We start from the raw sequence: 24374 nt of genomic DNA on the forward strand, positions 1-24374 counted from the left end.
GCTCGCCTCTGCTCCGTTCGACAGGGCACGTCACCGTCGTCGATTGGGGCCGCGATCAGAGCAACAATCGCGGCCTACATGAACCTTCGCGTCAAGCCGATGTGCATGTGATGGGGCGGTGTCGATGGTGACGCGCTTTCGAAGTGCGAAGCGCCGAGAACATCCGCCTATGCGTCTGGCTCCACCAAGCCATGCTGCGATTGGGCGGGCCCGGTCGTGAGCGAGAGGTTTCGTTCTTGTTGTGCGGCCTGCCGGACTTGGCGCGTTCGCTCACGTACCTGGTTGACCTGGTCGACGGCGTATTTGCTCTCGACCAAGTGCTCGCCCGCCAGGCGGATCACACGACGGGACGGCACGTCGACGACGTCCACGGGACACTCTTTCTCCAGGGCGTCGTGGTGCATAGTCGTGTACCCGGCCGCCCGTTCCTTGCGCGACCTCTTCTCCACAATCCAAAGCATGGGGCTGAATCTCCCCCGGCCCATGAGGAGTGCACCGCCGGAGAATGAGTAAAGCGCGACGGACGTGGGCCAGACCTCGGCCGTCGCGATCACATGCGTCGCGCCAAGGAACATCATCGTGAAGAGGAACGCGACCGCCCCGAAGGTCACGCAAGCAACTCCGAACGAGACCACGCCGAGGCTACGTGCCGACGGCCCTGGCAGCAGTTCGCGCCGGATTTCCGGGTGCCACGTCACACCGTCCTTGCTGTGGGCCATGGTGTTGATCCTGTCAGCACTCAGCAGTGTGCACTAGCGCCGATAGCGCCCGACTTGGGTCTCCGCCGGACAAGAGCCCGGGCCCGACCAGGCCGACACGCAGCTCGCGGCATTGAAACCACCGGTTGCTCATGACGCGTGAGCAATTCGCGCGTTCTCCTGGGCCAGCTCACGCGACCACGAGATGCTCCCGGCCATGGGAACCAACACCGCACAACGAGGCGCAACTCTCTCCCGCAGGCTCGCGGCCATGGCCGTCGGCCTGCTCCTACTGCCCGCGGCGGGCACCGCCGCCGCAGCCACTCCGGCCGCCGGTGACGGGGCCGGCCGCACCACGACCGTGACGTACACCGGCACGGATGCGAACATCGCCAACCCCCAGCGTGGCTTCTACCGCCACACCGAGACGCACTACCGTGAGGACGGCTCGGGGTACGTCCCGCTCGACCCGGCCGTGCTCAGCGGCTACCGGGCCGCCGGGTACAGCCAGATCCTCCGCGTCTTCTACCTCGAGAAGTTCGTCGACCAGCCCGTGCTCGACCCGGAGTACCTGGCCCTGGTCAACGCCGACTTCGCCGCGGCGCGTGAGGCCGGTATCTCGGTCATCGTCCGTTTCGCGTACGTGCAGGGCGGCGCCTGGCCCTACTCGCCGCCGTACGGCGACGCGCCGGTGTCGACGGTGCTCGCGCACATCAAGCAGCTCGGCCCGGTGCTGAGCGCCAACGCCGACGTGATCTCGACGGTCCAGGCCGGGATGGTCGGGCTGTGGGGCGAGGGCTACTACACCGACTACTTCGCCGCCGACCCCGCCAACCCTGGCGTCCTGACGGACGAGGACTGGGCGAACCGACGGGCCGTCGTCAAGGCATGGCTCGATGTGCTGCCCACCTCGCTCACCGTGCAGGTTCGCACGATGCTCATGAAGCAGATGATTCTCGGCGTGCCGACCGGCGTCGAGGGTGCGCTCACGGAGGCCGACGGCTTCAGCGGCTCCGACCTGGCTCGAGTCGGCCACCACAACGACTGCTTCCTCGCCGCCCCCGACGACTGGGGCACGTTCCTGTCCGACCCGCTCAGCCTCGACCAGGAGTACCTGGCGCAGGACACGAAGTTCGTGCCGATGGGCGGCGAGACCTGTAACCCCAACGAGCTGTCGAGCTGGGAGAACGCCTCGGCGACGATGGCCCGGTACCACTACGACTACCTCAACTGGGACTACAACCGCGGAGTTCTCGACTCCTGGGGCGCCGACGGGCTTGCCGAGACGGCGCGCCGCCTGGGCTACCGGTTCGTCCTGCAGAACAGCACCGTCGCCCAGTCCCTCGGGCACGGCGGCGAGGCCGCGACCGTGACCGTCGACGTGGCGAACGAGGGCTGGTCGGCGCCCTACAACGAACGTCCTGCCGAGCTCGTGCTCGACGGTGCGCGCGGGACGTACACGGTGCCGCTCGCTGACGCCCAGGGGCGCACCGACGCCCGCTGGTGGGCTCCGGGGACCACGACGACGGTCAGCGCGTCCGTGTGTGACGTGCCGGCCGGCCGGTACCACGCCTACCTCGCGCTCCCGTCGGCAGACGCGCGCGTCGCCGGCGACTCGCGCTACGCGATCCGGACCGCCAACGAGGGCACCTGGGACGGCACGACGGGCTGGAACGACCTGGGCCAGGACGTCGCCGTCGACGCCACCACCTCCTGCAGCTGACCTCACCCGGAAGCAGGCAGCACCGTCGGTCCTCTCGGCGGTGCTGTCTCCTGTTGCTTCCCGCTGAGCTGCGCTGATCCGCACTAGCAAGCACGACCGTGGGCCGGTACTGTCCATTCATGCGCGGTTTGGCAATCGACTCATCATCATCGCTCACTTACCTGATGTCGTAGATCCGTGGCTATCGACGTCATCGCACCTCCTGCTCGGTCGACGGGCGGGGCTGACCGCGCCGCGCGCCTGCGTGAGATCCTCGCGATCCTCGACACCGAGGGCGCGATGCCGACCCTCGTGCTCGCCCAGCGGGTGCGAGTCTCCGGCGCAACGATCCGGCGGGACCTCGCGGCCCTCGAGGAACGGCGCCTCGTGGTGCGGCACCACGGAGGAGTCGCACGGACGACGACCGCCGAGGTTCCCGTGGAGCTGCGGGACGGGACCTTCTGGGCGGCCAAGTCCCGGATCGCCCGACGCGCCGCCGACCTGCTGCCGGCCGGCCCGCTCACGTTGGCGATCAATGGCGGCACGACGACGGCGGAGGTCGCCAAGGCGCTGACCACGCGCCACGACCTGACCGTCGTCACGAACTCCCTGACGATCGCCCTGGCGTTCGCGAGCGGCACCGGAGTGCGCGTCGTCGTCAACGGGGGCTGGCTCCGCACGTCGTCGTTCGAGCTCGTCGGTCGCCTCACGGAGAGCACGTTCGCGGCGGTGCGCGTCAGCTGCGCCGTCATCGGCGTCGACGGCGTCAGCGCCTCCGCGGGCCTCACGACCCACGACGAGGCCGAGTCTCGCGCCAACCGCGCCATGCTTCAGCGGGCGGATCGCGTCATCGTCGTGGCCGACGGTTCGAAGATCGGCCGGACGACGGCCGCCCACATGGCCGACGCATCCCAGATCACCGACCTGGTCACCGACACGAGCGCGCCACGCACGGAGCTCTCCAGGCTGGCCGCCGCCGGGGTCCGCGTGCACGAGGTCGCCGGCCCCTGAGGCGCCTTGCGGGAGCGTCAGCAATGCCGAGCGACCGGATGGACGACGACGCGCCAGTCGCCCGGCTGACCCTCGAGGACGGTGAGGGAGCCGTTGAGCAGGCTGCCTGGGTCGACCCCTGTCACATGACCGACCACAAGACGGATGACCGTGCCGTGGGAGACGATCACACCGTCGGCCCCGACGTTGGCGCTCGCGATCGCATCGACTGCTGCGAGCGCTCGCGTCAGCACGTCGTCGACACTCTCGCCACCGGGGTAGGCGCGGTCCGGCCACCGCGTTCGCGCCTCGTCGATGAGCATGCCCTCCGCGACGCCGAAGCCGCGCTCGATCAGGTCCTCCACCTCGAGGCTGGGTGCCAGGCCGACTGCCGCACCGACGATCTGCGCCGTCCGGACGGCTCGCTCTGCCGTCGACGATGCCAGCCACGTCCACGTCGACTCGGTCTCACGGCCTGCGGAGCGGAGGGTCTCTGCCGCCTCGGCGGCTTGCAGGCGCCCCACCTCGTTGAGGTCGAGCCCGAGCCTGCCCTGGTATCGCCGCTGGATGTTCCAGTCCGTCTGGCCGTGACGGATCAGTGCGATCTTCATCGGACTCCGAGGTGTAGAGACAACGGTCGGTGGCGTTCTGCGGATCTCGAGACTACGGCGGCGGGGTGGGCCATGGCGTTCTCCGCCAAGACGCCGTCAGCGACGATCCGCATCCTGACCTCTGCCTTCGATCGGGCCGACTCGTGGAGCGCGCTCGCCATGATGGAGTGTCAGTCCGACAGCGGGTAGATCGTCACTCCCTGCACGACCCGGTTGACGGTGCCCGATGGGAAAGGGTTGTCGGGCGTACAACCGATCGCCGTCGACGCGAACAGCGCAAAGTACTGCGCGACACCGATGGCCACTGCGGCCGTCAGCACGTCGCTCGCTCCGTCGAGTCCGTCGATCACCCAGTCGGAGGTCGTGTCGCCGAAGGGATGGGCGCCGACGGTCAGAACGCGCTCGGTACCCAGGGCCGCGCGGAGCTCCGTGACCATGTCCGCGTCGTACTTGCGTGCATAGTCGTCTCCGGACACGAACACCACGGCCTGGGTGGTCTCGTCCAGGAACGACTTCGGTCCATGCCGAAAGCCGAGCGGCGTGTCGCTGTACGGGGCGACCCTGCCGGCCGTCAGCTCGAGCATCTTCAGTGCCGCCTCACGTGCAGCCCCTGCGAGCGGCCCGGACCCGAGATAGACGATGCGTCCCGCGGCGGCGGGCGCGCGATCGGCGATCTCCGTCAGCCGTGCGGCGGTGAATCGATCGGCCGCGGCGGCCGCGAGCTCCGTCGACCTGACCGCGTCGTCACCGCCCAGCACCAGCCACCCTGCCAGCAGCATCGACGTGAAGCTCGACGTCATCGCGAAGCTCCGGTCGTTCGTCGCGGCCGGCATGTGCAGGACCGTCGCCGACAGGGATCCGGCGTGCGCTCGGGCGAGGGCACCCTCCGGGTTGCAGGTGATCACCAGGTGGTGAACGCGAGACGCGACCTGGTCTGCCAGACGAGTGGCGGCGAGCGACTCCGGGCTGTTCCCCGAGCGTGCGAACGACACGAGGAGCACGGGCTCGTCGCCGGCGAAAGCAGCGCGCGGATCCGCGACCAGGTCGGTCGTCGGCACCGAGTCGATCTGACGCCCCAGACGTCGGCTCAGTGCCGGCGCCAGCGTGTCTCCGACGAACGCCGACGTACCCGCGCCCGTCAGGACGATGCGCGTCTGCGGGTCGTGCACGAGAGGTGCGATCTCAGCCGCGAGCCGGGTCTGCGCCGCTGCCAGGATTCCGCCGAGCTCGCGCCAGACCTGCGGCTGCTGCGCGATCTCGTGGACCGTATGGCTCGACCCTTCGACATCGAGCGCGGCGAGCAGCGGGTTGTTCATGGCGGTCATCAGTTCCGCGTCTCCTTCGGGAAGCAGGCGTCGACGTAGGGCTGCAGGGCATCGCGGACCCGGTCCATCGCGATGGCGCGAGGATCGTTGGTGAGCGCGCCTTCCACGACTCGCTGGTACTGCGTGGGCAGGTACTGGCTGAGAAGGGGCAGCGGGATGTCCGTCGCGCCGAGGTTCGAGAGCAGCTTCTCCTGCGCCTCGGCGATCTCCGGGTCGGGCAGGTAGTAGCGCAGCCGATCGCTGTAGGAGTACCGACGGGCGATCCGCTGGGACTCGTAGTCGCCGTCGTAGTACTTCTCCCACTGAGCGGGCTTGGCGAGCATCACGCGCTCCACCACGTCGGGGAAGAAGGACCGACGCTCGACCGGCACCAGCTCCTGCTCGATGGCCGCCAGGGCGAAGAGGGCCTCCCGCAGGGCGAACGTCACGCCCGGCCCGACCTTGATCACGAACCAGTGGTCCTCGACGAGCGACCTGAGCCGAGCCGCCGGCTGGTAGTCGCACGAGTGCGCCTCGAAGAGCATCGCGGGCTCGTCGTCGAGGGCGTGCCTCAGCAGCTCGGTCTTGCTCCGGTCGTATTGCACGACCTTGAGGTGGTCGAACTCGACACCGGGCTGCACGACCAGAGCGATGATCCGGTCCCACGCGTCCAGGACACCGGCACGTTCGAACGCGGCGCGGTGGGCGTCGAGCGTCGAGCCTGCCGCCTCCGGAGTCGTCGCGACCAGCTCGCCGAGCTCCTCGTGTGCGCCGCCCGGGACGGGCACCTCGGTGCCGATCACGTAGACCGGCGGCTCGGCGCGGCCAGACCGGCGGCTCGCCTCCTCGGCGACGGCCAGCAGGCGAGCGGCACGCTCGGCGACGACGTCGTCCGAGAGCGGGACCGTGTCGCCCGCGCAGGCCATCGAGCAGTCGAGGTGAATCTTCTCGTACCCCGCCTCGACGTAGGCGGCCACGACACCTTCGGCCTCGAGCATCGCCTCGCTGGCGGGCAGGTGCCGCCAGCGGTTGGGCCCGAGGTGGTCTCCGCCGAGGATCACGCGCTCGATCGGAAGCCTCTGCTCGGCGGCGATGCGATGGACCAGGTCCCGGAACATCGGCGGGGTCATGCCGCTGTAGCCGCCGTACTGGTCGACCTGGTTCGAGGTCGCCTCGATGAGCACCGGAGTGCCCTCGTCCCGCGCCTGCGTCATGGCAGCCTCAAGCACCATCGGGTGCGCAGAGCACACGGCGTAGATCCCGACCGGAACCCCGGACTTGTGCGTCTGGACCATCTCCAACAGCTGGCTACCCACGCAGGACCTTTCCTTTCAGCTGGGGCATCATTCGCTGATGCCGAATGACATGAGCTTTCGGCTATCCGCGCAGCCGAGCGAGTGCCGCATCGCTCAGCGGGGAGCCGGCGATCCGGGCCGCGTAGAGCGCTGCACCGACGACGGGCGTGAAGAGCGGCGTGCGGAACACGTAAGACGGGTGCTCCGCCATGAGCAGTCGAGTGAACTCGGCCTTCACCCGAGGGGAGGAGAACACCCCTCCCGAGTGCGAGACCTGGACGACCTCCGCGTCGTCGAACCCCAGTCGGCGCCGTGCGGTCTCCACGAGCCGGACGAGCTCGACCGACGCTTCGGCGAGGATGGCCTGCGCCTGTTCGTCGCCCTGCTCGGCGGCGTCGCTCACCACGCGGGAGAGCGACGCGATCTTCCGCCGGTCGCCCTGCCACCGCAGCATCGTGACGGCGATGACGTCGAGATCGTCGGCGAGCGGGATGTGCGTCATCATCGCTTCGGCAAGGGCCCCGCGAGGCAGTCGGCCGTCGCTCATCTGCGTGAACGCCTGAAGGCCGCGAAGGCCGATCCAGTGTGCTGATCCCTCGTCGCCGAGGAGGTTGCCCCAGCCGCCGACTCGGACGCCGGAGCCTGCCCTCTCGCCATAGCTCATCGACCCGGTGCCGGAGACGACGTTGACGCCGTCAGCGGCGCCCAGGGATCCGGCCCACCCAGCGACCATGTCGTTGCCGCAGGCGTAACGGTCGTGGCCCAGCACCGACCCCGGCGCGGTGTCCAGCGCCGCGACGTCGGACTCGACCTCCCCGTAGGACGGGAGCGCGACGAACCCGTACGTGATCTCGTCGACGGTGATCCCTGCGCGGGCGCACAGTTCCGTGATGCCATCCCGCAGCACACGCTCGACCAGGGTGATCCCCTCCGAGCTGCCCAGGTAGTAGCAGCTCGGCGCCTGGACCGATGCGGCGACCCTGCCGTCGCGGGTGACCAGGCACAGGGCGGTCTTGGTGCCGCCGCCGTCGACGCCCAGGAACACTTCGCATCACCTCGAGATCGCCAGCCGCGCGGGGCTGTGGAGTGGCGTCCGTGAGTTCTGTTCACTTCTGCGCGTCTGGATGATATTCGAGCAGAATCACTCACGGCTGTCAAACGGCGTGCGTGAGAGGATCGCGGCAACGGAGGAGGTGTCATGTCGACACAGCAGAAGCGTCTCAATCAGGTTCTCGAGCTCGTGAGCGAGCAGGGGAGCGTCTCCATCGCTGACGTCAGCGAAGAGCTCGGGGTGTCGCCGGCGACGGTTCGCCGCGACCTGAACCTCCTGGCGGAGCAGCGCCTGATCACGCGCACCCACGGCGGCGCATCCGCGCTCGGCTCCGGCTACGAGCTCCCGCTCCAGTACAAGAGCGACAGGCAGGCAGAGGCGAAGCTGGCCATCGCGCGCGCGGTGTCGGACCTGATCAGGCCCGGTTACTCGGTGGGGATCAATGGTGGAACCACGACGACCGAGGTCGCTCGCGCCCTCGGCCGGATGGATCGTCTGCCGCTGGCGTCAGACATCCCCGGCGTGACGATCGTGACCAACGCGCTCAACATCGCGTACGAGCTGTCGGTGCGTGAGCACGTCAAGATCGTGGTCACAGGCGGCGTTCCGCGCCGGCAGTCCTACGAGCTCATCGGCCCTCTGGTGAGCTCTTCGCTGCGCGACTTCTCGCTGGACGTGGCCGTGATCGGCGTCGACGGGCTCTCCGGCATCGGCGCCACGACCATCCACGAGGGCGAGGCCGAGGCGAGCCGGCATCTCGCCTCGATCGCCCGCAAGGTCGTCGTCGCAGCCGACGCCACCAAGCTGGGACGCCGCGCGTTCGCGCGGATCATGCCGCTCGACAAGGTCGACGTGCTGGTCACCGACGCCCCCGTCACGGGCGAGGTCGCCGCCGACCTGGCGGCCGCCGACGTCGAGGTCCTCGTCGCCCCCGGCGACTGAACGCCACTCTCAGATCTGGCGTCAGGCCGCACATCGACGGTCATCAGCCCCTGAAAAAGGGTCTGGTCATCTGAAGCGCGAGCAGATACTGTCCACCCATGCTCGCTTGCTCGGCTAGTCGAGCAACTTCGATCACACGGTGTGGGGACGATGATGCCACTTCGCAAGACCAGCCTCGCGGTCGCCGTCATCGGCACGGGGCAGCGTGCCGCGATCGGGCACCACGTGGCATCGGTGCGGACCGACGCAGCCGTCACCGCCATCGTCGACACCGACCCGGTCGGCCTCGACCGTGGGCGCCAGATGTTCGGTGACGTCGAGAGCTTCGTCAGTCACCGAGACCTGATCGCCGCGGGGACCGTCGATGCCGCGATCATCGCGACTCCCGACGACACCCACGCCGACATCGCGGTCGACCTGCTGCGCGCGGGAGTCGCCGTCTACCTCGAGAAGCCGCTGGCGACCACGCTCGCTGACGCCGACCGAGTGCTCGTGACCGCGGCCGAGACCGGGACGCCGCTCTACGTCGGGCACAACTTCCGCCACTCCGGCGTCGTGCGCGCCATGCGATCGATCATCGAGCGCGGCGAGATCGGCGAGGTCAAGGCCGTCTGGGTGCGGCACTTCGTCGGCAACGGTCCGGACTACTACTTCAAGGACTGGCACGCCGACCGGGCACGCACCGGAACGCTTCTGCTCCAGAAGGCCAGCCACGACATCGACATCGTCCACTACCTCGCCCGCGGTTACTCGCGCCGCGTCGTCGGCATGGGCGACCTCATGGTCTACGGCGGTATCACCGACCGTCGCGAGCGGCCCGGTCAGACGATGGAGGACTGGTTCTCCTTCGACAACTGGCCGCCCGCGAGCAACACCGGCCTCAACCCCGTGGTCGACGTCGAGGACGTCTCGATGATGATGATGACGCTCGACAACGGAGTGCAGGCCAGCTACCAGCAGTGCCACTTCACGCCTGACTACTGGCGCAACTACACGGTCATCGGCACCGAGGGTCGCCTGGAGAACTTCGGTGACACGGCAGGTGGTGTCGTACGCGTCTGGAACCGACGCCGCGAGTGGCAGCTCGCCGGCGATGTCGAGTACCCGATCGAGGGTGTGACCAGCGGCCACGAGGACGCCGACGTGCTGACGATGACGGAGTTCTTCGACCTCGTCGTCGATGGCACGCCGACCGTGGTCTCCCCGCTCGCGGCCCGGGCCGCCGTCGCCGCCGGCGCGCTCGCCGCCGAGTCGCTGCGCGACGGCTCGCGTCCCCGCGACGTACCCGCCCTGCCGCAGTCCGTGCACGACCACTTCGCTTCCACGACCCGCTCCTGACCCGAACCCAGCAGGCTCCACCGAAAGGGACCAATCATGGCCACAGCAGTTTCCGCGCCGGGTCGGCGCACCGCCGTCGCCGCCGCCGCGGCCGCAGTGTTCGCGCTCACGCTCGCCGGCTGCTCGTCCGACGGCGACGACGCCGCTGCGAACGCCGACCCCGAGTCCACCGACCTGTCCGGCACCATCACCTACGCGGTGTGGGACCAGACCCAGGTCGACGGCATCCAGAAGAACATCGACGCGTTCAACGTGGAGCACCCCGATGTGACGGTCAATGTCGACGTCACTCCCTGGGCCGACTACTGGACGAAGCGCCAGACCGAGGCTTCCAGCAACACGCTGCCCGACGTGCTCTGGATGAACGGCCCCAACTTCCAGCTCTACGCATCGAACGACAAGCTCGAGCCGATCACGAAGCTCGTGGACTCGGGTGCCATCGACCCGTCCAAGTACCCGTCGGCTCTCGTCGACCTCTACTCGCTCGACGGCGTCTCGTACGGCATGCCCAAGGACTTCGACACCATCGGGATCTGGGCCAACAAGGCCCTCTTCGACGAGGCCGGGGTCGCGCTCCCTGAGGGCGACTGGACGTGGGAGCAGTTCCAGGAGACCGCTGCCAAGATCTCCACGGCCCTTAAGGACAAGGGCATCTACGGCGCGGCAGCCGGCATGGACGGCCAGACCACGTACTACCCCACGATCTTCCAGGCCGGCGGCAGCGTGATCGACAACGGCAAGTCCGGCTACAACAGCCCCGAGAGCCAGGCCGGCCTCCAGTTCTGGGCCGACCTGATCGCCAGCGGTGCATCCCCGACGATCCCTCAGCTGACCGACCAGTCGGCCGACCAGTGGTTCCTCTCCGGCAAGCTCGCCATGTACCAGGGCGGCAGCTGGTATCGCGCCGCGCTCACCGACGCCGACTTCAAGGATGACATCCGAGCCCTGCCGCTCCCGAAGGGCAAGGAGCAGGCCAACGTCATCCACGGTGTCGCGAACGTAGTGAGCGCCAACTCGAAGAACAAGGCGGCGGCGCAGGCGTTCCAGGCGTTCCTCGCCTCCGAGCAGGCCCAGAAGACGCAGGCCGAGTCCGGGATCATCTCCGCGTACGAGGGCACGCAGGACACCTTCCTCGCCGCGCTGCCCAACGCTGGGCTCCAGGTGTTCCTCGACGCGACCAAGTACGCCAAGCCTCTGCCAGTCAGCGCCAACACCGCCGCCTGGAACGCCATCGAGACCGAGCTCCTTCCCGCCGCGTTCTCGGGCGAGCGGCCTGTCGCCGATGTCACCGCGGACGTCGCCAAGCAGATGGACGCGGCCCTCGCCGCAGAGTGACCCCGTGAACACTCCCATCGCGGAAGCCGCCGTGGCCGGCACCGTCTCTCAGACTGACGGTGCCGGCCTCGGCCGGTCGCGCAGCAAGCCTCGCGGCGACGGGTTGTGGCCCTGGCTCTTCGTCGGGCCCCTCCTCATCGGCATCGCCGTCTTCTACCTGTGGCCGATCGCTCAGACGGCCTACTTCTCCCTGACTCACCGGGGGGTGTTCGGGGGCTCGGAGTTCGTCGGCCTCGAGAACTTCACGCGACTCTTCGCGGACCCGGCGCTGTACCGCTCGCTGGGCAACACGGTGCTGTACACCATCATCGTCCTGCTCTCGATCCCGATCGCTCTCTACCTCGCCGGCCTCCTCAACCGTCCCGGGATGCGGTTCGTCTCGCTCTACCGCGTCCTGTACTTCATGCCGTATATCGCGATGCCGACGGCGGTCGCGATGGTGTGGCGAATGATCTACAACGGCGACTTCGGGATGCTCAACTTCGCCCTCGGTCTCGTCGGGATCGACGGGCCGTACTGGATCAGCACCGAGGGTTACACGATCGTGGCCGTCGGCCTGGTCGGGCTCTGGTCCTCGCTCGGGTTCGCGTTGATCGTCTTCGGCGCTGGACTCAAGAACATCCCGCCGGAGCTCTACGAGGCGTCAGAGCTCGACGGCGCAAGTCGCTGGCGCCAGTTCCGATCGGTCACCGTGCCGCTGCTGACGCCAAGCATCTTCTTCGTCCTCGTCATCACCGTGATCTCGGGACTCCAGCTCTTCGACCTGCTCTTCGCCATCCTCGGCAGCGCCAACCCGGTGCTCCCCAGGAGCATGTCCCTCGTCTACTTCTTCTACCGTCAAGGGTTCATCCAGAACGACAAGGGTTATGCGGCCGCCATCGCCATGGTGATCTTCGCGATCATCGGCCTCGCGACCCTGGTTCAGTTCCGACTTCAGCGCAGGTGGGTGCACAGTGAGTGACACTGCGATCGTTCAGCGGGCTGTAAGCCTCAAGGGGCGCCGCGCGCGGGGCAGCAACGTGGGCGCTCACATCGTCCTGACCGTGGGTGCCGTCGTCATGGCGTTCCCGTTCGTCTGGCAGATCATCAGCTCGCTGTCGAGCAACGCCGAGGTCCAGTCCCAGCCTCCGACGTTCTGGCCCGCGCGACTTCGGTGGGAGAACTACGCCGAGGTGTTCTCGCGTCTCCCGTTCCTCGAGCAGGCCCAGACGTCGGTGACGATCACCCTGATCCGGACCCTGGCTCAGATCCTGCTATGCACCCTGGCGGGGTACGCCTTCGCCCGGATGCGATTCCGGGGCCGCGGGCTCCTGCTCGCGCTGGTGCTCTCGATCCTCATGATTCCCTCGCAGGTGTTCCTGCTTTCCCAGTACCAGATCATCAACGGGCTGGGTCTGCTCAACACGGTCGCCGGTATCGTCCTGCCGGGCCTCTTCAGCGCGTTCGGGACGTTCCTGATGCGCACCGCATTCCTCGCCCTCCCGAGGGAGCTGGAAGAAGCGGCTCGTCTTGACGGCGCCAATCCCATCCAGATCTTCTGGAAGGTGATGCTTCCGCTCGTCCGGCCCACGATCAGCGTTCTGGCCATCATGACGACACTGTGGTCGTGGAACGAGCTGCTATGGCCTCTTGTCGTCTCGACCTACTCCGAGAAGATGCCGCTGTCTGCTGGACTCGCAACCCTCATCAGCGACCGAACGATCCAATACCCGATCGTGATGGCTGCCTCAGTCCTCGCCATGGCACCGATCCTCATCCTGTTCGTCGTGCTCCAGCGTCGCGTGATCGATGGGCTCGCCGCCTCGGGACTCAAGTAGAGGATCGCCCTAGCATCAGCGGGCTGTGCGTTCCCGCGCTGCGCGGCGCTTCGCCGTCAGGCCTTGGCCGCCAGCACGAGCCGGACTGCCGCGTCGACCTTCGCTGCGAACGTCTTGTCCGCACGGGCGCGAGCCATGAGCGCATTCGCCATCGCCGGGGCCACGCTGGGGTCTGCGCTCGCGAGCACGACGTCGCACCCGGCGTTGATCGCCATGACCGCGCGCGTCCCGGGCGACCACGCCTTGACTTGCGCGGCCGCGGAGAGGTCGTCGGTGATGATCACACCGTGGAAGCCGAGCTTCTGCCTGAGCACGCCCACCACCGTGGGGGAGAAGGCGGCGGGCCGGTTCGGGTCGATCTTCGTGTAGATCGCGGTCGACATCATCACCCATGGCTTCGGCGCAGTCCCCGCGGAGGTGCGTGTCAGGACGTCTCGGAAGACGCCCACCGAGGCACTGGTGGACGTCGTGACGGTGTCGGTGACGTGGCTCGAGGTGTCGGTGTTCTTGGTGACCTGGCCCAGCCCCGGGAAGTGCTTGAGGGTCGGGACGACACCGGCCCTGCGCATACCCGTGGCGAACGCGCTCGCCCCGCCGACCACCTGTGTGGTTCCGAACCCGTAGTTGCGCAGGTAGTACCCGATGGGGAGGTTGGCGCTGGCGAGGCTGCGCGGCACCAGGTCGGCGACGGGTGCCAGGTTGACGTCCACCCCGGCCGCGACCAGCTGGCGGCCCCACGTCGTCGCGCTGCCGGTCAGGTTGGGCAGCGAGACCTGCTTGGTGGCGGGCGGGATCGTGCTGAAGCCCGGCCCACGCAGTACCTGCACGTAGCCGCCCTCCTGGTCGGTCGCGACCAGCACCGGGACACGTTCGTTCTTGTTCGCGAGAGCGCGGTAGGCGTTGACCAGGTTGCGCACCCTGACCACGCCGGCGGTGGTGCGCCCGGAGAGGAACAGCCCGCCGACGCGCTGGTGCAGGATGGCTGACACGTCCGCCGTGCGCGACCCGGCGACGTGCAGCCCGACCATGAGGAGCTGGCCCACCTTCTGCGTGAGCGTCCAGCCGGCCAGGGGATCGACCGCCGCGGCCGCGGGGACGACGTGCAGCGTCGTGGCTGGCCGCGCCGACGACGGCGACGGGGGTGCCGGGGCGACGCAGCCGGACACCAGCCCCGCGAGGGCGAGCGCCACCGCGGCGGCCGTCGCCGTCCTGCGGGGCCGGCCCGCGGTCATCAGCGGCGCCGCGCTCCGTCGTCGTGCGCCACGGACGCGAGCGCGGGCGCCCACTGGTGCTGGCTGCGGGTGGCGTGCAAGGCGTTGTCGGTGCTCGGCTGAACCACCGGCAGGCGCGCGCCGAGAGGCTCGGCGCAGAAGGTCGAGGCGATCGCGGCGCGGCGATCGATGCTCATGGTTTGACGGTAATCCCGATCGACGTCCCTCGCGGTGCGGGCCTTGACGGTGCACTTGTTTTTTGCAAGTGTGGACGTCGTACGCAAGCCAGGCACCACGAGAGGGAGACCACGATGACCGCAATGTTCGTCAACCTGCCGGTGACCGACCTGGAGCGCGCGAAGGCGTTCTACTCGTCCGTCGGGTTCACCATCAACCCGCTCTTCACGGATCACAACGCGGCCTGCGTCGTGGTCGAGGAGGACCACAGCTACTTCATGATCCTGGTGCGCGACTACTTCCAGACGTTCACGCAGCTGCCGCTCGGCGACCCGGCGAAGAACCCGTCGGTGTCGACCGCGGTCTTCCTCGACAGCCGAGAGGCGGTCGACGCGACCGTCGCCAACGGCCTTGCCGCGGGCGGCTCGGAGGCGCAGCCGGCGTCGGACTACGGCTTCATGTACCAGCGCCAGCTCACCGACCCCGACGGCAACATCCTCGAGTTCGGCTGGATGGACCCGGTCGCCGCCGAGCAGGGCCCCGAGGCGTTCATGGCGCAGCAGCAGGCCTGAGGTCCATGCCAGCACGCGACTACGGGCAGTACGACGGCGTCACGCAGGGCCTGGAGCTCGTGGGTGAGCGCTGGGCCCTGCTCATCGTCCGCGACCTGCTCGTCGGGCCGCGCCGCTACGGCGAGCTCGCCGCGGGGCTTCCCCGGATCCCGAGCAACATCCTGGCGGCGCGGCTCAAGGAGCTGCAGGCAGCCGGCGTCATCCGCCGGATGCCCCGATCGCGCGTCATCGTCTACGAGCTGACGCCCTACGGCCGCGAGCTCGAGCCCGTCGTGCTGGCCCTGGGCGCCTGGGGCTTCAAGGCGATGGGTGATCCGCGGGAGGAGCAGATCATCACCCCGGACTCGATGACCATGTCTCTTCGCACCGCCTTCCGGCCGCTGGTCGCGGCGACCTTGCCCGCAACCGCCTACGGGGCGCGCTTCGGTTCCGCCGAGCTGCTCATCCGGGTGGACGGATCCACCCTGGACGTCACGCGCGGTGCCGGACCGGTCGACCTCGCCTTCGCCACGGGACCGGACATCCGCCGGCTCATCTCCGGCGAGCTCGCCCCGGATCGAGCGATCGCGACCGGCGTGGTCGAGGTGCTGCGCGGACGCCGCGACCTCCTCGGCCGCTTCGCGAGCACCTTCCACCTGGCCGCCTGACTGGAGCGCGCCCGCGCCGGATCCGCCGGCGCGCGCAGAGTCCTGGCGTCGGAGCCGCTTTTTCAGTCCTGCGAGGTCGCGGTCCGCTGCCTACGGTGGCGAGGGATCTCGATCGGCAGCGAAGGCGCAGGAACCTCATGACCTCTCTGTGGCTGGACGGGCGGTCGCCAGCGCCCTCCGATGCGTTCGAGGACGGCGCCAGGTACGACGTCGTCGTCGTGGGTGCGGGTCTGACCGGGCTGGTGACGGCTCTGCTGCTGGCCCGCTCCGGGATGCGGGTGGCGGTGCTGGAGGCTCGGTTCATGGGGCGCGGTGACCACCGGCAACACGAGCGCGAAGCTGAGCCTCCTCCAGGGCACCGTCCTGTCCTCGATCCGCCGCCACTTTTCCGCGCGGGTCCTGAGGGCCTATGTGGAGGGCAACCAGGAGGGTCAGGAATGGCTCTTGCGCTACCTGGCGGAGCATCGGGTGCCGTTCCAGCGCCGCGATGCCTACACCTATGCCGGTACGGCCGAGGGCACCGCGCGGCTCGCGAAGGAGCTCCACGCCAGCCGCGAGGCCGGCCTCGACGTCGTCAAGACCGCGGACACCGGGCTGCCCTACAAGACCCACGGGGCACTGCTGCTGGCGGACCAGGCGCAGTTCAACCCGATGGACGTGCTCGAGGCGCTCGCACGCGACCTGCGTTCCCGCGGCGGCGTGATCATCGAACGGACTCGGGTGCAGGGCGTCCAGGCAGGAACTCCTGTCCTGGTGTCCAGCTCCCGGGGCAAGGTCTACGCGGAGCGGGTCATCCTGGCCACCGGGACTCCCGTGCTGAACCGCGGCCTCTACTTCGCCAAGCTCGTGCCGTTGCGCTCCTACGCTGCCGCGTTCCGCGTGCCCGGGGCGCCGGACAGCATCCCGGCCGGGATGTACCTGTCCGTGGACTCACCCCACCGGTCGCTGCGTTCGATCCCGGTGGACGGCGAGGAGCGTCTGCTGGTCGGCGGCAACGGTCACGTGGTCGGCAGGAACCCCTCCACGCTGCGGGCGGTGGAGGACCTGGTGGCATGGACGGGCCGCTCCTTCCCCGGCGCCGAGCTGACACATCGGTGGTCTGCCCAGGACTACCGGTCCGCGAACACGGTGCCCTTTATCGGGTGGTTCCCGCGCGGACGCGGCCGGATCTTCGTCGCAACCGGCTACAACAAGTGGGGCATGACCAATGCGGTGGCCGCCGCACTGACGCTCTCGGCCGACATTCTCGGCGGCCACCTGCCGTGGGCCAGGACGCTGCACCACCGGGTGACCGGGCCGTCCGACCTGGCGGCCGGCGCCAGGCTCAACGCCGACGTCGCGGTCATCCTCGCGCGCGACTGGCTCCGGATCGAGTCCGCGGGCCGAGGACCCGGGGGCTCCGGGCCGAACGGTCCCGCGCCGCCGCGTCCCGCCGAGGGGCAAGGCGTGCGCAGCCGCCAGGGCATGCGGCCCGTCGCGGCCTCCACCGTCGGCGGCCGTACCTGCACGGTCTCGGCGGTGTGCACGCACCTGGGCGGAGTCCTGCGCTGGAACGACGCCGAGCGGTCGTGGGACTGCCCCCTGCACGGTTCTCGCTTCAGCGCCGACGGCACGCTGCTAGAAGGGCCGGCCGTCAGGGACCTCAAGGTCCTCGGTCGGGACATCCGCGACGAGCCGGCGAGCCGAGGGCCGCGGGCGCTCTAGGTCTGCCCCAGTGGGTCACTAATCCCGCGTAATGCGTCGTGCAACCATTCATTGAGTGACCTGTGACCTGTGCCACTCATGCGAGGGAGCAGCTGATGTCCATCACCGAGTCCCACGCCGACGTGCGGACCGCCAACCTCTTCATCGCCGGACGCCCTGTGCCGGCTGAAGGCGGCCGCTACATCGAGACCTTCGAGGCGGTCACGGGAGACCCGATCGCCCGCGTCGCCGCGGCATCGGTCGCCGACGCGCAGCGCGCGGTCGATGCCGCCGCGGCGGCGATGCCCGCATGGTCAGGCATGGCCCCCGCCGAGCGCCGTGCGGTGCTCCAGCGCGCGGCAGAGCTTCTGGGCGAACGCGCCGGCGACGTCGTCGCGACCATGGGCCGCGAGATGGGCGCAACCCAGCCGTGGTGCGGCTTCAACGTCCATGTCGCCACCGGCATGCTCGAGGAAGCCGCCGCCCAGGCGTACGGAGCGGTCGGGGAGGTCATCCCGTCGGACGTCCCGGGGATGACCGCGCTCGGCCTCCGTCAGCCCGCAGGCGTCGTGGTCGGCATCGCACCGTGGAACGCTCCGCTGATCCTCGGCGTGCGCTCGGTCGCCATGCCGCTCGTGCTGGGCAACACCGTGGTGCTCAAGGCGTCCGAGCAAGCCCCGCTCACCCAGGGCGCCATCGTCCAGGTCCTGCACGACGCCGGGGCTCCTCCCGGTGCGGTCAATCTCGTGACCAACGCTCCCGAGGACGCGCCTGCGGTCGTCGAGGCGCTGATCGCGCACCCCAAGACGGCTCGAGTGAGCTTCACCGGGTCCACGAAGGTCGGCCGCATCATCGGCGAGCTCGGCGGGCGCTACCTCACCCGTACCGTGCTCGAGCTGGGCGGCAAGGCGCCACAGGTCGTCCTCGCGGACGCCGACCTCGAGCAGGCCGCGGCTGCCGCGAGCTTCGGCGCCTTCATGAACCAGGGTGAGATCTGCATGTCGACCGAGCGGATCATCGTCGACGCCGCCGTCATCGACGAGTTCTCCGCGCTCCTCACCTCGCGGGCGTCGGCGCTCGTCGTCGGGCCGCCGAACGAGCCGACGTCGCAGATCGGCCCGCTCGTCCACGGCGGAGCCCGCGACCACGTCGTGGCGCTCATCGAGGACGCCAGGGCCAAGGGCGCCGAGGTGCTCGCCGGCGGCGGCGCCGACGGTCTGTACGTGCAGCCGACGGTCCTGCGCGGCGTGACGCCCGAGATGCGCATCTACGGCGAGGAGTCGTTCGGCCCCGTCGTCGCGCTCGTCGAGGCGGCCGGCGTCGACGACGCGGTCGAGAAGGCGAACGACACCGAGTACGGGTTGGCGGCCTCGGTCTTCGGTACGGACCTGGGCGTCACCCTCGACGTGGCCAAGCGCATCCGATCCGGCATCTGCCACATCAACTCCGCCACGGTGCACGACGAACCGCAGATGCCGTTCGGCGGCGTCGGAGCCAGCGGCTGGGGCAGGTTCGGCTCGCGAGCGGCGGTGGAGGAGTTCACCGAGCTGCGCTGGGTCACCGTCCAGTCCGGCCCACGGCAGTACCCGATCTGAGACCGAGGGCGACGATGAGCGTCGAGAAGACCGCCGTTCCCGCCCTGCTGTTCGAGGAGGCGCGCTCGGCCGAGATCGTCGGATCGAGCTTCGCCGCGACGCCCGAGCCGCGGCTGCAGGTGCTGCTCACCAAGCTCGTCGAGCATCTGCACGCCTACGTCAAGGACGTGCGCCTGACACCGGACGAGTGGGAGCACGCGATCCAGTTCCTCACCGCGACAGGGCAGAAGTGCACCGATGTCCGCCAGGAGTTCATCCTGCTCTCCGACACCCTGGGCATCTCGATGCTGGTCGAGTCGCTGGCAGGGGAGGGAGGCCCAGAGCTCACCGAGGCCACGGTCGAGGGCCCGTTCCACATGGTGACCAGCCCAGACCGCGAGCACGGCGCGGACCTCAACGTCGCGGGCGAGCCCGGCGAGCCGCTGCTGGTGACCGGGCGGGTCACCGACGAGACGGGCAACCCCGTCGTCGGGGCGAAGGTCGACGTGTGGCACGCTAACGCCGACGGCTTCTACGACGTGCAGAAGCCCGACGAGATGGGTGTCGGAGACCTGCGGGCCATGTTCACCACCGACTCCGACGGACGCTTCTGGTTCCGGTCGATCGTCCCGGCGCCCTACCCGATCCCGACCGACGGTCCGGTCGGCTCGATGCTGCGCGCGACCGGGCGGCACGAGTTCCGCCCCGCGCACGTCCACTTCCAGGTCGGCGCTGCCGGCCTGCGCACCCTGACCACGCACATCTTCGTGGCAGGGTCGCCGCACATCACCTCCGACGCCGTCTTCGGCGTCAAGGAGTCGCTCATCTTCGACTTCGCCACGATCGACGACGCGGCCAGGGCTGCCGAGGTCGGGCTGCCCAACCCGTTCCGGCACGTCGACTTCCCCGTCGTCCTGCACCGCGAGGACGCGACGAGGGACGCGACGGAGGGCGCGGGCGGATGACCGACGGGGTCAAGGTCCACACGAGCATCGCGACCCGGGTCCTGCTCGGCCCGGGAGCCCGGCACCAGCTGGCGGACGAGGTCGAGCGGCTCGGCGCCACGGTGGTGCTGTTCGTCGCCGGACCGCACCAGACCGAGGCCGACGAGCTCGCCGAGGCGCTGGGCGAGCGCCTCGCCGTGCGGTTCGGCCGCCCCCTGGTCCACACCCCGGTCGCCGTGACCGACGAAGTCATGGACCTGGTCGCGGCGGCGGGCGGCGTGGACGCCGTCGTGACCCTGGGCGGTGGCTCCGCCGTCGGGCTGGGCAAGGCCGTGTCCGCCCGGACCGGCATCCCCCAGATCGCGATCCCGACGACGTACGCGGGCTCGGAGGTCACGCCGGTGCTGGGCGAGACCGCCGACGGCGTGAAACGGACACGCAAGGACCTGGCCTTCCAGCCGGGCACCGTCGTCTACGACCCGGAGCTCACGCTCACGATGCCCGTCGGGCTCACGCTGACCTCGGCGCTCAACGCGCTCGCGCACGCCGTCGAGGGCCTGTGGGACACGGAGGCGTCGCCGGTCACGCTCGCCTACGCCACCGAGGCCGCCGACGGCATCCTGACCTCGCTGCCCCAGGTGCTCGCGCGGCCCGACGACGTCGCCGCGCGCGGTGAGCTCCAGGGCGCCGCATGGCTGGCCGGCTCGGTCCTGGCCACGGCGCGCATGGGTCTGCACCACCAGCTCGCCCACGTCCTGGGCGGCGCGTACGACCTCCCGCACGCCGAGCTGCACGCGATGCTGCTGGCGCACGTCATGCGGTTCAACCTGCTGGCGGCCCCGCGGGCGCAGGGCCGCCTGGCCCGCATCGCCGGCGGCGACCCCGTCGCGGCCGTCAGCCGGCTCGCACGTCGCTTCGAGGGGCCGAAGACTCTCCGCGAGCTCGGCGTCCCCGCGGACGGCTTGCGCTCGATCGCCGAACGTGTCGTCGCGGACCCGTATCCCAATCCGCGGGCGCTCGACGTCGAGTCGGTGCACGAGATCCTGGCGCAGGCGTGGTGATTCCTCAGCACCGATGCGCCTGCGAGTGGCCGGGGAGATGCTGGACCCATCCGCGGGGCGCGCGAGCCCGAATCACGAACAGGGCCTCCGTACGCGGGGCCCGGCGGAGGAGGCCGGACGGTGACCGGGAGGGTCGACGAACTGCTGCGACGCGTCTCCGACGGCGACCAGGACGCGTTCGCCGCCCTGTACGACGACGTGGCGCCGCGCGTCTTTGGCCTGGCCCGCCGCGTGCTGCGCGACACAGCTCAGGCCGAGGAGGTCGCGCAGGAGGCGCTCGTCGAGGTGTGGCGGACGGCGGCCCGGTTCGACCCGGCGAAAGGGTCGGGGGTCTCCTGGGTCCTGACGATCGCTCACCGGAAGGCCGTCGACCGGGTGCGGTCGGTGCAGGCGAGCGCGGACCGCGATCGCCGCGTCGCCGCGGCGTCTGCCGAGACGCCGTACGACGACGTCGTCGAGGAGGTCACCACCAACCTGGAGCAGCAGATGGTCCGCCGCTGCATGGACTCCCTGACCGGGCTGCAGCGCGAGTCCATCACGCTCGCGTACTACGGCGGGCTGACCTACCCCGAGGTCGCCGAGCGGCTCGGCGCTGCGCTGGCCACCGTGAAGACCCGCATGCGCGACGGGTTGATCCGGCTGCGCGACTGCCTGGGCGTCGAGGTGGAGGTGGGGTGAGCGGCATGGACGAGGCGGACCTGGACCACGTCGCGGAGCTGCACACCCTTGCCGGGCCGTACGCGCTGGGTGCGCTGAGCGACGCCGAGCGCGCCGCGTTCGAGCGCCACCTGGCCGGGTGCGAGGCGTGCCAGGCGGAGGTCGGCGGGCTGGTGGAGACCGTGGCGCGGCTGGCTGACCCGACGGCGGAGGATCCGCCGCCGTCGCTGCGTGCCGCCGTCCTCGCCGACGTCGCGCGGACCGCGCAGGGGGGTGCCGTGCCCCTCGTGGAGCGGCCCGCCGCGGCGAGGGCCGTGGGACGGTGGCGCGGCTGGGCGATCGCTGCCTCCGTGGCCGCCGTCCTCGGCGTCGGGGTGACGTGGGCCGTCCAGGAGCAGCGGCTGGACGACGCACGGCAGGCCGTGCAGGCCTTGCGTTCCGACCAGGCACGCATCGCGCAGGTGCTGGCCGCGGGCGACGTCGTGTCGCAGTCCGTGCCCGCGACCGGGGGCGGCCGTGTCACCGTCGTGACCTCGCGGAGCCTCGGCACCGGCGTCGTTCTGATCGACGACATGCCGTCGCCCGGTCGCGAGAACTACCAGCTCTGGACGGTCACCGGCGACCAGCAGGTGTCGGCCGCGGTGCTCCCTGTGGGCGCCAGGTCCGGGACGGAGTTCCTCGACCAGATCGGCGACGCCGACACGGTCGGCGTCACGCTCGAGCCTGCGGGCGGCTCCGAGGCGCCGACGGGCGGCATGCTGGCCGCGGTGCCGCTGCGGGCCTGACTCACCTCGACTCGCCCAGCGCGACCCATCCGGGCGGCGGTCCGCTCCGAACTCCTGGTGACCGCCGGCCTCGGCGGCTCGCAGCCGCCCGTCCGGCGGCACCGGAGGAGGAGACCATGACCACCAAGGAAGCGATCCCCAGCACCGAACGGCGCTCGCTCAACTCCATCGTCGGCGGCGTCGTCGGCGGCGTCTTCATCGTGGTGGGCCTGCTCGGCTTCACCGTGTCGGGCCACCACGACGCGGTCGGGCACGACGGCGGCACCCTCGTGCTGTTCCAGCTGAACGTGCTGCACAACCTCGTCCACCTCGCCGTCGGCGCGGTGCTCGTCGCTGCGGCGGTCGCCGGGCGGCGCGCCGCCCGAGCGGCGAACGTCGCCATCGGCGTCGTGTACTTCGCGCTAGGAGTGGCGGGCTGGTTCATCAGCGGTGACAACCCGCTCAACGTCATCGCGCTGGACTCGGCCGACAACGTGCTGCACCTCGTAGTCGGTGCGGCGCTGATCGGCGTGGGGACGATGGCGGGGCGGCGCTGACCCGCTCGACGTCTGGGGAGAATGCGGGAGTGAGCGGGCGACCGCCGTCACGAGGGCCGGGGCAGGGCCTTGGAACTTTCGGTCGAGCGGTCGCCCGCCCACCTCGAGCGCGGGACCCCATCCGCTCCGCAGTGCGCGGGGCGACCAGCTTGCCTGATCACCGGCTCTCGTCGATGGCCCTGCGGGCTTGCGCGGTCCGGGTGCCGCGCCGCGGCTTCGGAACGTGAGGCGACGCGGCCGACGACGAACGAAGGCCGTGCATCGCCTTCGCGAGCTCCGGGTTCGCCGTCTTGTGGGGGTTCTTGGCCGCCGTCATGACGCCGAGTGTGGGGCGCGGCGCCGGGGGAACGCCAGGGAGTTATGGACTCTCAGCGCGCACTCATCGGTCGGGCCTTCAGCCTGGTGCGGGAGGTGCACAGCGCGCCACACTTCAGCCGTGCTGGTTGCTGCTCCGCCTCACGACGTGATGTCGTCAGGCCTGCTCCATGTCGGGACGTTCATCGGGCTGTTCGTGGGCTACTTCCTCGGGTTCGCTCACGCGCTCTGGCGTCGCGCCCGATCCGACTATCGCGACACGCGGAAGCGGCTTCCGAACTTGCGGCAGGCCAAGTGGGACCGCTGGTGGTCGATGGTCCGGCACGGCATCGTCGCGCTGCTCCTGGCGGCGCTGGCGATCGCGGTGCTGACTCGCACTGCCGACGCGATCGGCGCGTGAGATCTGTCCCGACGTCTCGCTACGGCGAGACCTTGTGGTGCCCGCGCGACCGCGCCACCATCGTGACCATGCGGTTCGCCGGACGCCCGTCCTGGTCGCTGTCGGTCGGCGACGACCAGCACCTGAACGCCGCGCTCTATTTCCGCGACGCGCTCGCCCTCGTCGTCGAGGGCGACGACGTCCCGCCGCGCCTCGCTGAACAACCACCGCTGTCGAACGTGCTCGCCGGTGCCGACCTGACCGTCGTCGGCCGCGACTGGCTGGGCTGGTGGCGCGGCCTGCTGGCGCTGTACCTGGAGCAGAAGCACGCACCCGAGGGGACGGGGGCAGACTGGCGGGCGTGGGTCACGGAGAACGCGGCGCGACGGGACTTGATCGGAGGCCCGGCGGACGGGTTCGCCGGGCTTGCCCATGCCCCCGACCTGCAGCGCGCCTGCGTGGCGCTGATCCGTGACGCCTACGCGGCAGACCGCCGTGCGCAGGGCGCCGCGCTCGGGGCGCGTCCCTGGGCCGAGACCATGCGTGTCGTCGACGAGGTGGCCGCTGAGCACGGGGTCGATCCCAACTCGCTCTCCGGGATCGTGGTCGTGGTGCCGACAGCCGGTCGCTGGTGGCACGTCGTCGAGCCTGGCGCCGTCATCGCGTCCCGTGACACGGACGGGGACGACGTCATCCGGGCGGCCTTTGTGTCATCGCTCGGGTTCTGACCTCCGCGGGTCAGCATCTCGC

At 69.9% G+C, this 24374-nt stretch carries 25 protein-coding genes and 1 pseudogene; 18 read left to right on the top strand and 8 right to left on the bottom strand.

Going from position 1 to position 24374, the window contains the following annotated elements:
- Positions 1-167 precede the first annotated feature (167 nt).
- A complete protein-coding gene (locus ACO4JP_RS03905; protein ID WP_425956076.1) occupies positions 168-719 on the bottom strand; it encodes a hypothetical protein in 552 nt (183 codons plus the stop codon).
- A 196-nt stretch (positions 720-915) separates the two neighbouring features.
- Here ACO4JP_RS03905 and ACO4JP_RS03910 point away from each other — a divergent pair, with 196 nt between their 5' ends.
- A complete protein-coding gene (locus ACO4JP_RS03910) occupies positions 916-2421 on the top strand; it encodes a DUF4832 domain-containing protein (protein ID WP_425956077.1) in 1506 nt (501 codons plus the stop codon).
- A 177-nt stretch (positions 2422-2598) separates the two neighbouring features.
- The gene (locus tag ACO4JP_RS03915; RefSeq protein ID WP_425956078.1) at positions 2599-3411 is read left to right on the top strand and encodes a DeoR/GlpR family DNA-binding transcription regulator; all 813 of its coding nucleotides are present in this window, start codon (positions 2599-2601) and stop codon (positions 3409-3411) included.
- 17 nt (positions 3412-3428) lie between these two features.
- On the opposite strand, the gene ACO4JP_RS03920 is transcribed toward ACO4JP_RS03915, so the two are convergent.
- The 4 genes from ACO4JP_RS03920 to ACO4JP_RS03935 all read right to left on the bottom strand — a co-directional run bounded on the left by ACO4JP_RS03920 (position 3429) and on the right by ACO4JP_RS03935 (position 7645).
- Entirely contained in the window at positions 3429-4001 is a 573-nt protein-coding gene (locus tag ACO4JP_RS03920; protein ID WP_425956079.1) for a histidine phosphatase family protein, read from the bottom strand.
- A 170-nt stretch (positions 4002-4171) separates the two neighbouring features.
- Complete coding sequence (locus tag ACO4JP_RS03925; protein ID WP_425956080.1) at positions 4172-5326, bottom strand: SIS domain-containing protein; 1155 nt, start codon at positions 5324-5326, stop codon at positions 4172-4174.
- Positions 5326-6621: a D-tagatose-bisphosphate aldolase, class II, non-catalytic subunit gene (locus tag ACO4JP_RS03930; protein ID WP_425956081.1), complete on the bottom strand. Its 1296-nt coding sequence runs from the start codon at positions 6619-6621 to the stop codon at positions 5326-5328. The genes ACO4JP_RS03925 and ACO4JP_RS03930 overlap by 1 nt, the downstream gene beginning before the upstream one ends.
- A gap of 61 nt (positions 6622-6682) precedes the next feature.
- A complete protein-coding gene (locus ACO4JP_RS03935; protein WP_425956082.1) occupies positions 6683-7645 on the bottom strand; it encodes an N-acetylglucosamine kinase in 963 nt (320 codons plus the stop codon).
- A 153-nt stretch (positions 7646-7798) separates the two neighbouring features.
- Here ACO4JP_RS03935 and ACO4JP_RS03940 point away from each other — a divergent pair, with 153 nt between their 5' ends.
- The 5 genes from ACO4JP_RS03940 (at position 7799) to ACO4JP_RS03960 (ending at position 13083) form a co-directional block, all read left to right on the top strand.
- On the top strand, positions 7799-8593 hold the full coding sequence (locus tag ACO4JP_RS03940) for a DeoR/GlpR family DNA-binding transcription regulator (RefSeq protein WP_425956083.1): 795 nt from the start codon (positions 7799-7801) through the stop codon (positions 8591-8593).
- Positions 8594-8746: 153 nt separating this feature from the next.
- Entirely contained in the window at positions 8747-9931 is a 1185-nt protein-coding gene (locus ACO4JP_RS03945; RefSeq protein ID WP_425956084.1) for a Gfo/Idh/MocA family protein, read from the top strand.
- A gap of 36 nt (positions 9932-9967) precedes the next feature.
- Complete coding sequence (locus tag ACO4JP_RS03950) at positions 9968-11266, top strand: ABC transporter substrate-binding protein (protein WP_425956085.1); 1299 nt, start codon at positions 9968-9970, stop codon at positions 11264-11266.
- 4 nt (positions 11267-11270) lie between these two features.
- A complete protein-coding gene (locus ACO4JP_RS03955) occupies positions 11271-12227 on the top strand; it encodes a carbohydrate ABC transporter permease (protein ID WP_425956086.1) in 957 nt (318 codons plus the stop codon).
- Positions 12220-13083: a carbohydrate ABC transporter permease gene (locus ACO4JP_RS03960; protein WP_425956087.1), complete on the top strand. Its 864-nt coding sequence runs from the start codon at positions 12220-12222 to the stop codon at positions 13081-13083. The genes ACO4JP_RS03955 and ACO4JP_RS03960 overlap by 8 nt, the downstream gene beginning before the upstream one ends.
- A 56-nt stretch (positions 13084-13139) precedes the next feature.
- On the opposite strand, the gene ACO4JP_RS03965 is transcribed toward ACO4JP_RS03960, so the two are convergent.
- Together ACO4JP_RS03965 and ACO4JP_RS03970 are read right to left on the bottom strand one after the other, a co-directional pair.
- Positions 13140-14315 (bottom strand): glycoside hydrolase family 3 N-terminal domain-containing protein, encoded by a 1176-nt coding sequence (locus ACO4JP_RS03965; protein ID WP_425956088.1) that lies wholly within the window; start codon positions 14313-14315, stop codon positions 13140-13142.
- Positions 14315-14491 (bottom strand): hypothetical protein, encoded by a 177-nt coding sequence (locus ACO4JP_RS03970; protein WP_425956089.1) that lies wholly within the window; start codon positions 14489-14491, stop codon positions 14315-14317. The genes ACO4JP_RS03965 and ACO4JP_RS03970 overlap by 1 nt, the downstream gene beginning before the upstream one ends.
- A 114-nt stretch (positions 14492-14605) precedes the next feature.
- Between ACO4JP_RS03970 and ACO4JP_RS03975 the strand changes: the two genes are divergently transcribed.
- The 9 genes and pseudogenes from ACO4JP_RS03975 (at position 14606) to ACO4JP_RS04015 (ending at position 22930) form a co-directional block, all read left to right on the top strand.
- On the top strand, positions 14606-15043 hold the full coding sequence (locus ACO4JP_RS03975) for a VOC family protein (protein ID WP_425956090.1): 438 nt from the start codon (positions 14606-14608) through the stop codon (positions 15041-15043).
- Positions 15044-15048: 5 nt separating this feature from the next.
- Positions 15049-15690, top strand: coding sequence for a winged helix-turn-helix transcriptional regulator (locus ACO4JP_RS03980; protein WP_425956091.1), 642 nt, complete (start codon positions 15049-15051; stop codon positions 15688-15690).
- 137 nt (positions 15691-15827) lie between these two features.
- A pseudogene (locus ACO4JP_RS03985) lies at positions 15828-17394 on the top strand (FAD-dependent oxidoreductase).
- Between the two features lie 95 nt (positions 17395-17489).
- A complete protein-coding gene (locus ACO4JP_RS03990) occupies positions 17490-18968 on the top strand; it encodes an aldehyde dehydrogenase family protein (RefSeq protein ID WP_425956092.1) in 1479 nt (492 codons plus the stop codon).
- 14 nt (positions 18969-18982) lie between these two features.
- Entirely contained in the window at positions 18983-19912 is a 930-nt protein-coding gene (locus tag ACO4JP_RS03995) for a dioxygenase (RefSeq protein ID WP_425956093.1), read from the top strand.
- On the top strand, positions 19909-20952 hold the full coding sequence (locus ACO4JP_RS04000) for a maleylacetate reductase (protein ID WP_425956094.1): 1044 nt from the start codon (positions 19909-19911) through the stop codon (positions 20950-20952). The genes ACO4JP_RS03995 and ACO4JP_RS04000 overlap by 4 nt, the downstream gene beginning before the upstream one ends.
- Before the next feature lie 120 nt (positions 20953-21072).
- Positions 21073-21630: an ECF RNA polymerase sigma factor SigK gene (sigK, locus tag ACO4JP_RS04005; RefSeq protein ID WP_425956095.1), complete on the top strand. Its 558-nt coding sequence runs from the start codon at positions 21073-21075 to the stop codon at positions 21628-21630.
- A gap of 5 nt (positions 21631-21635) precedes the next feature.
- Positions 21636-22394, top strand: coding sequence for an anti-sigma factor (locus ACO4JP_RS04010; protein ID WP_425957049.1), 759 nt, complete (start codon positions 21636-21638; stop codon positions 22392-22394).
- A gap of 116 nt (positions 22395-22510) precedes the next feature.
- Complete coding sequence (locus ACO4JP_RS04015) at positions 22511-22930, top strand: DUF4383 domain-containing protein (protein WP_425956096.1); 420 nt, start codon at positions 22511-22513, stop codon at positions 22928-22930.
- 157 nt (positions 22931-23087) lie between these two features.
- Here ACO4JP_RS04015 and ACO4JP_RS04020 read toward each other — a convergent pair whose 3' ends face one another.
- The gene (locus ACO4JP_RS04020) at positions 23088-23246 is read right to left on the bottom strand and encodes a hypothetical protein (RefSeq protein ID WP_425956097.1); all 159 of its coding nucleotides are present in this window, start codon (positions 23244-23246) and stop codon (positions 23088-23090) included.
- 120 nt (positions 23247-23366) lie between these two features.
- Between ACO4JP_RS04020 and ACO4JP_RS04025 the strand changes: the two genes are divergently transcribed.
- Both ACO4JP_RS04025 and ACO4JP_RS04030 read left to right on the top strand, forming a co-directional pair.
- Positions 23367-23645, top strand: coding sequence for a hypothetical protein (locus ACO4JP_RS04025; RefSeq protein ID WP_425956098.1), 279 nt, complete (start codon positions 23367-23369; stop codon positions 23643-23645).
- Positions 23642-24352 (top strand): hypothetical protein, encoded by a 711-nt coding sequence (locus ACO4JP_RS04030; RefSeq protein ID WP_425956099.1) that lies wholly within the window; start codon positions 23642-23644, stop codon positions 24350-24352. Before ACO4JP_RS04025 ends, ACO4JP_RS04030 begins: the two co-directional genes overlap by 4 nt.
- Positions 24353-24374 lie beyond the last annotated feature (22 nt).

The organism is Xylanimonas sp. McL0601 (assembly GCF_049852175.1).
In the GTDB taxonomy this organism is placed as follows: domain Bacteria; phylum Actinomycetota; class Actinomycetes; order Actinomycetales; family Cellulomonadaceae; genus Xylanimonas.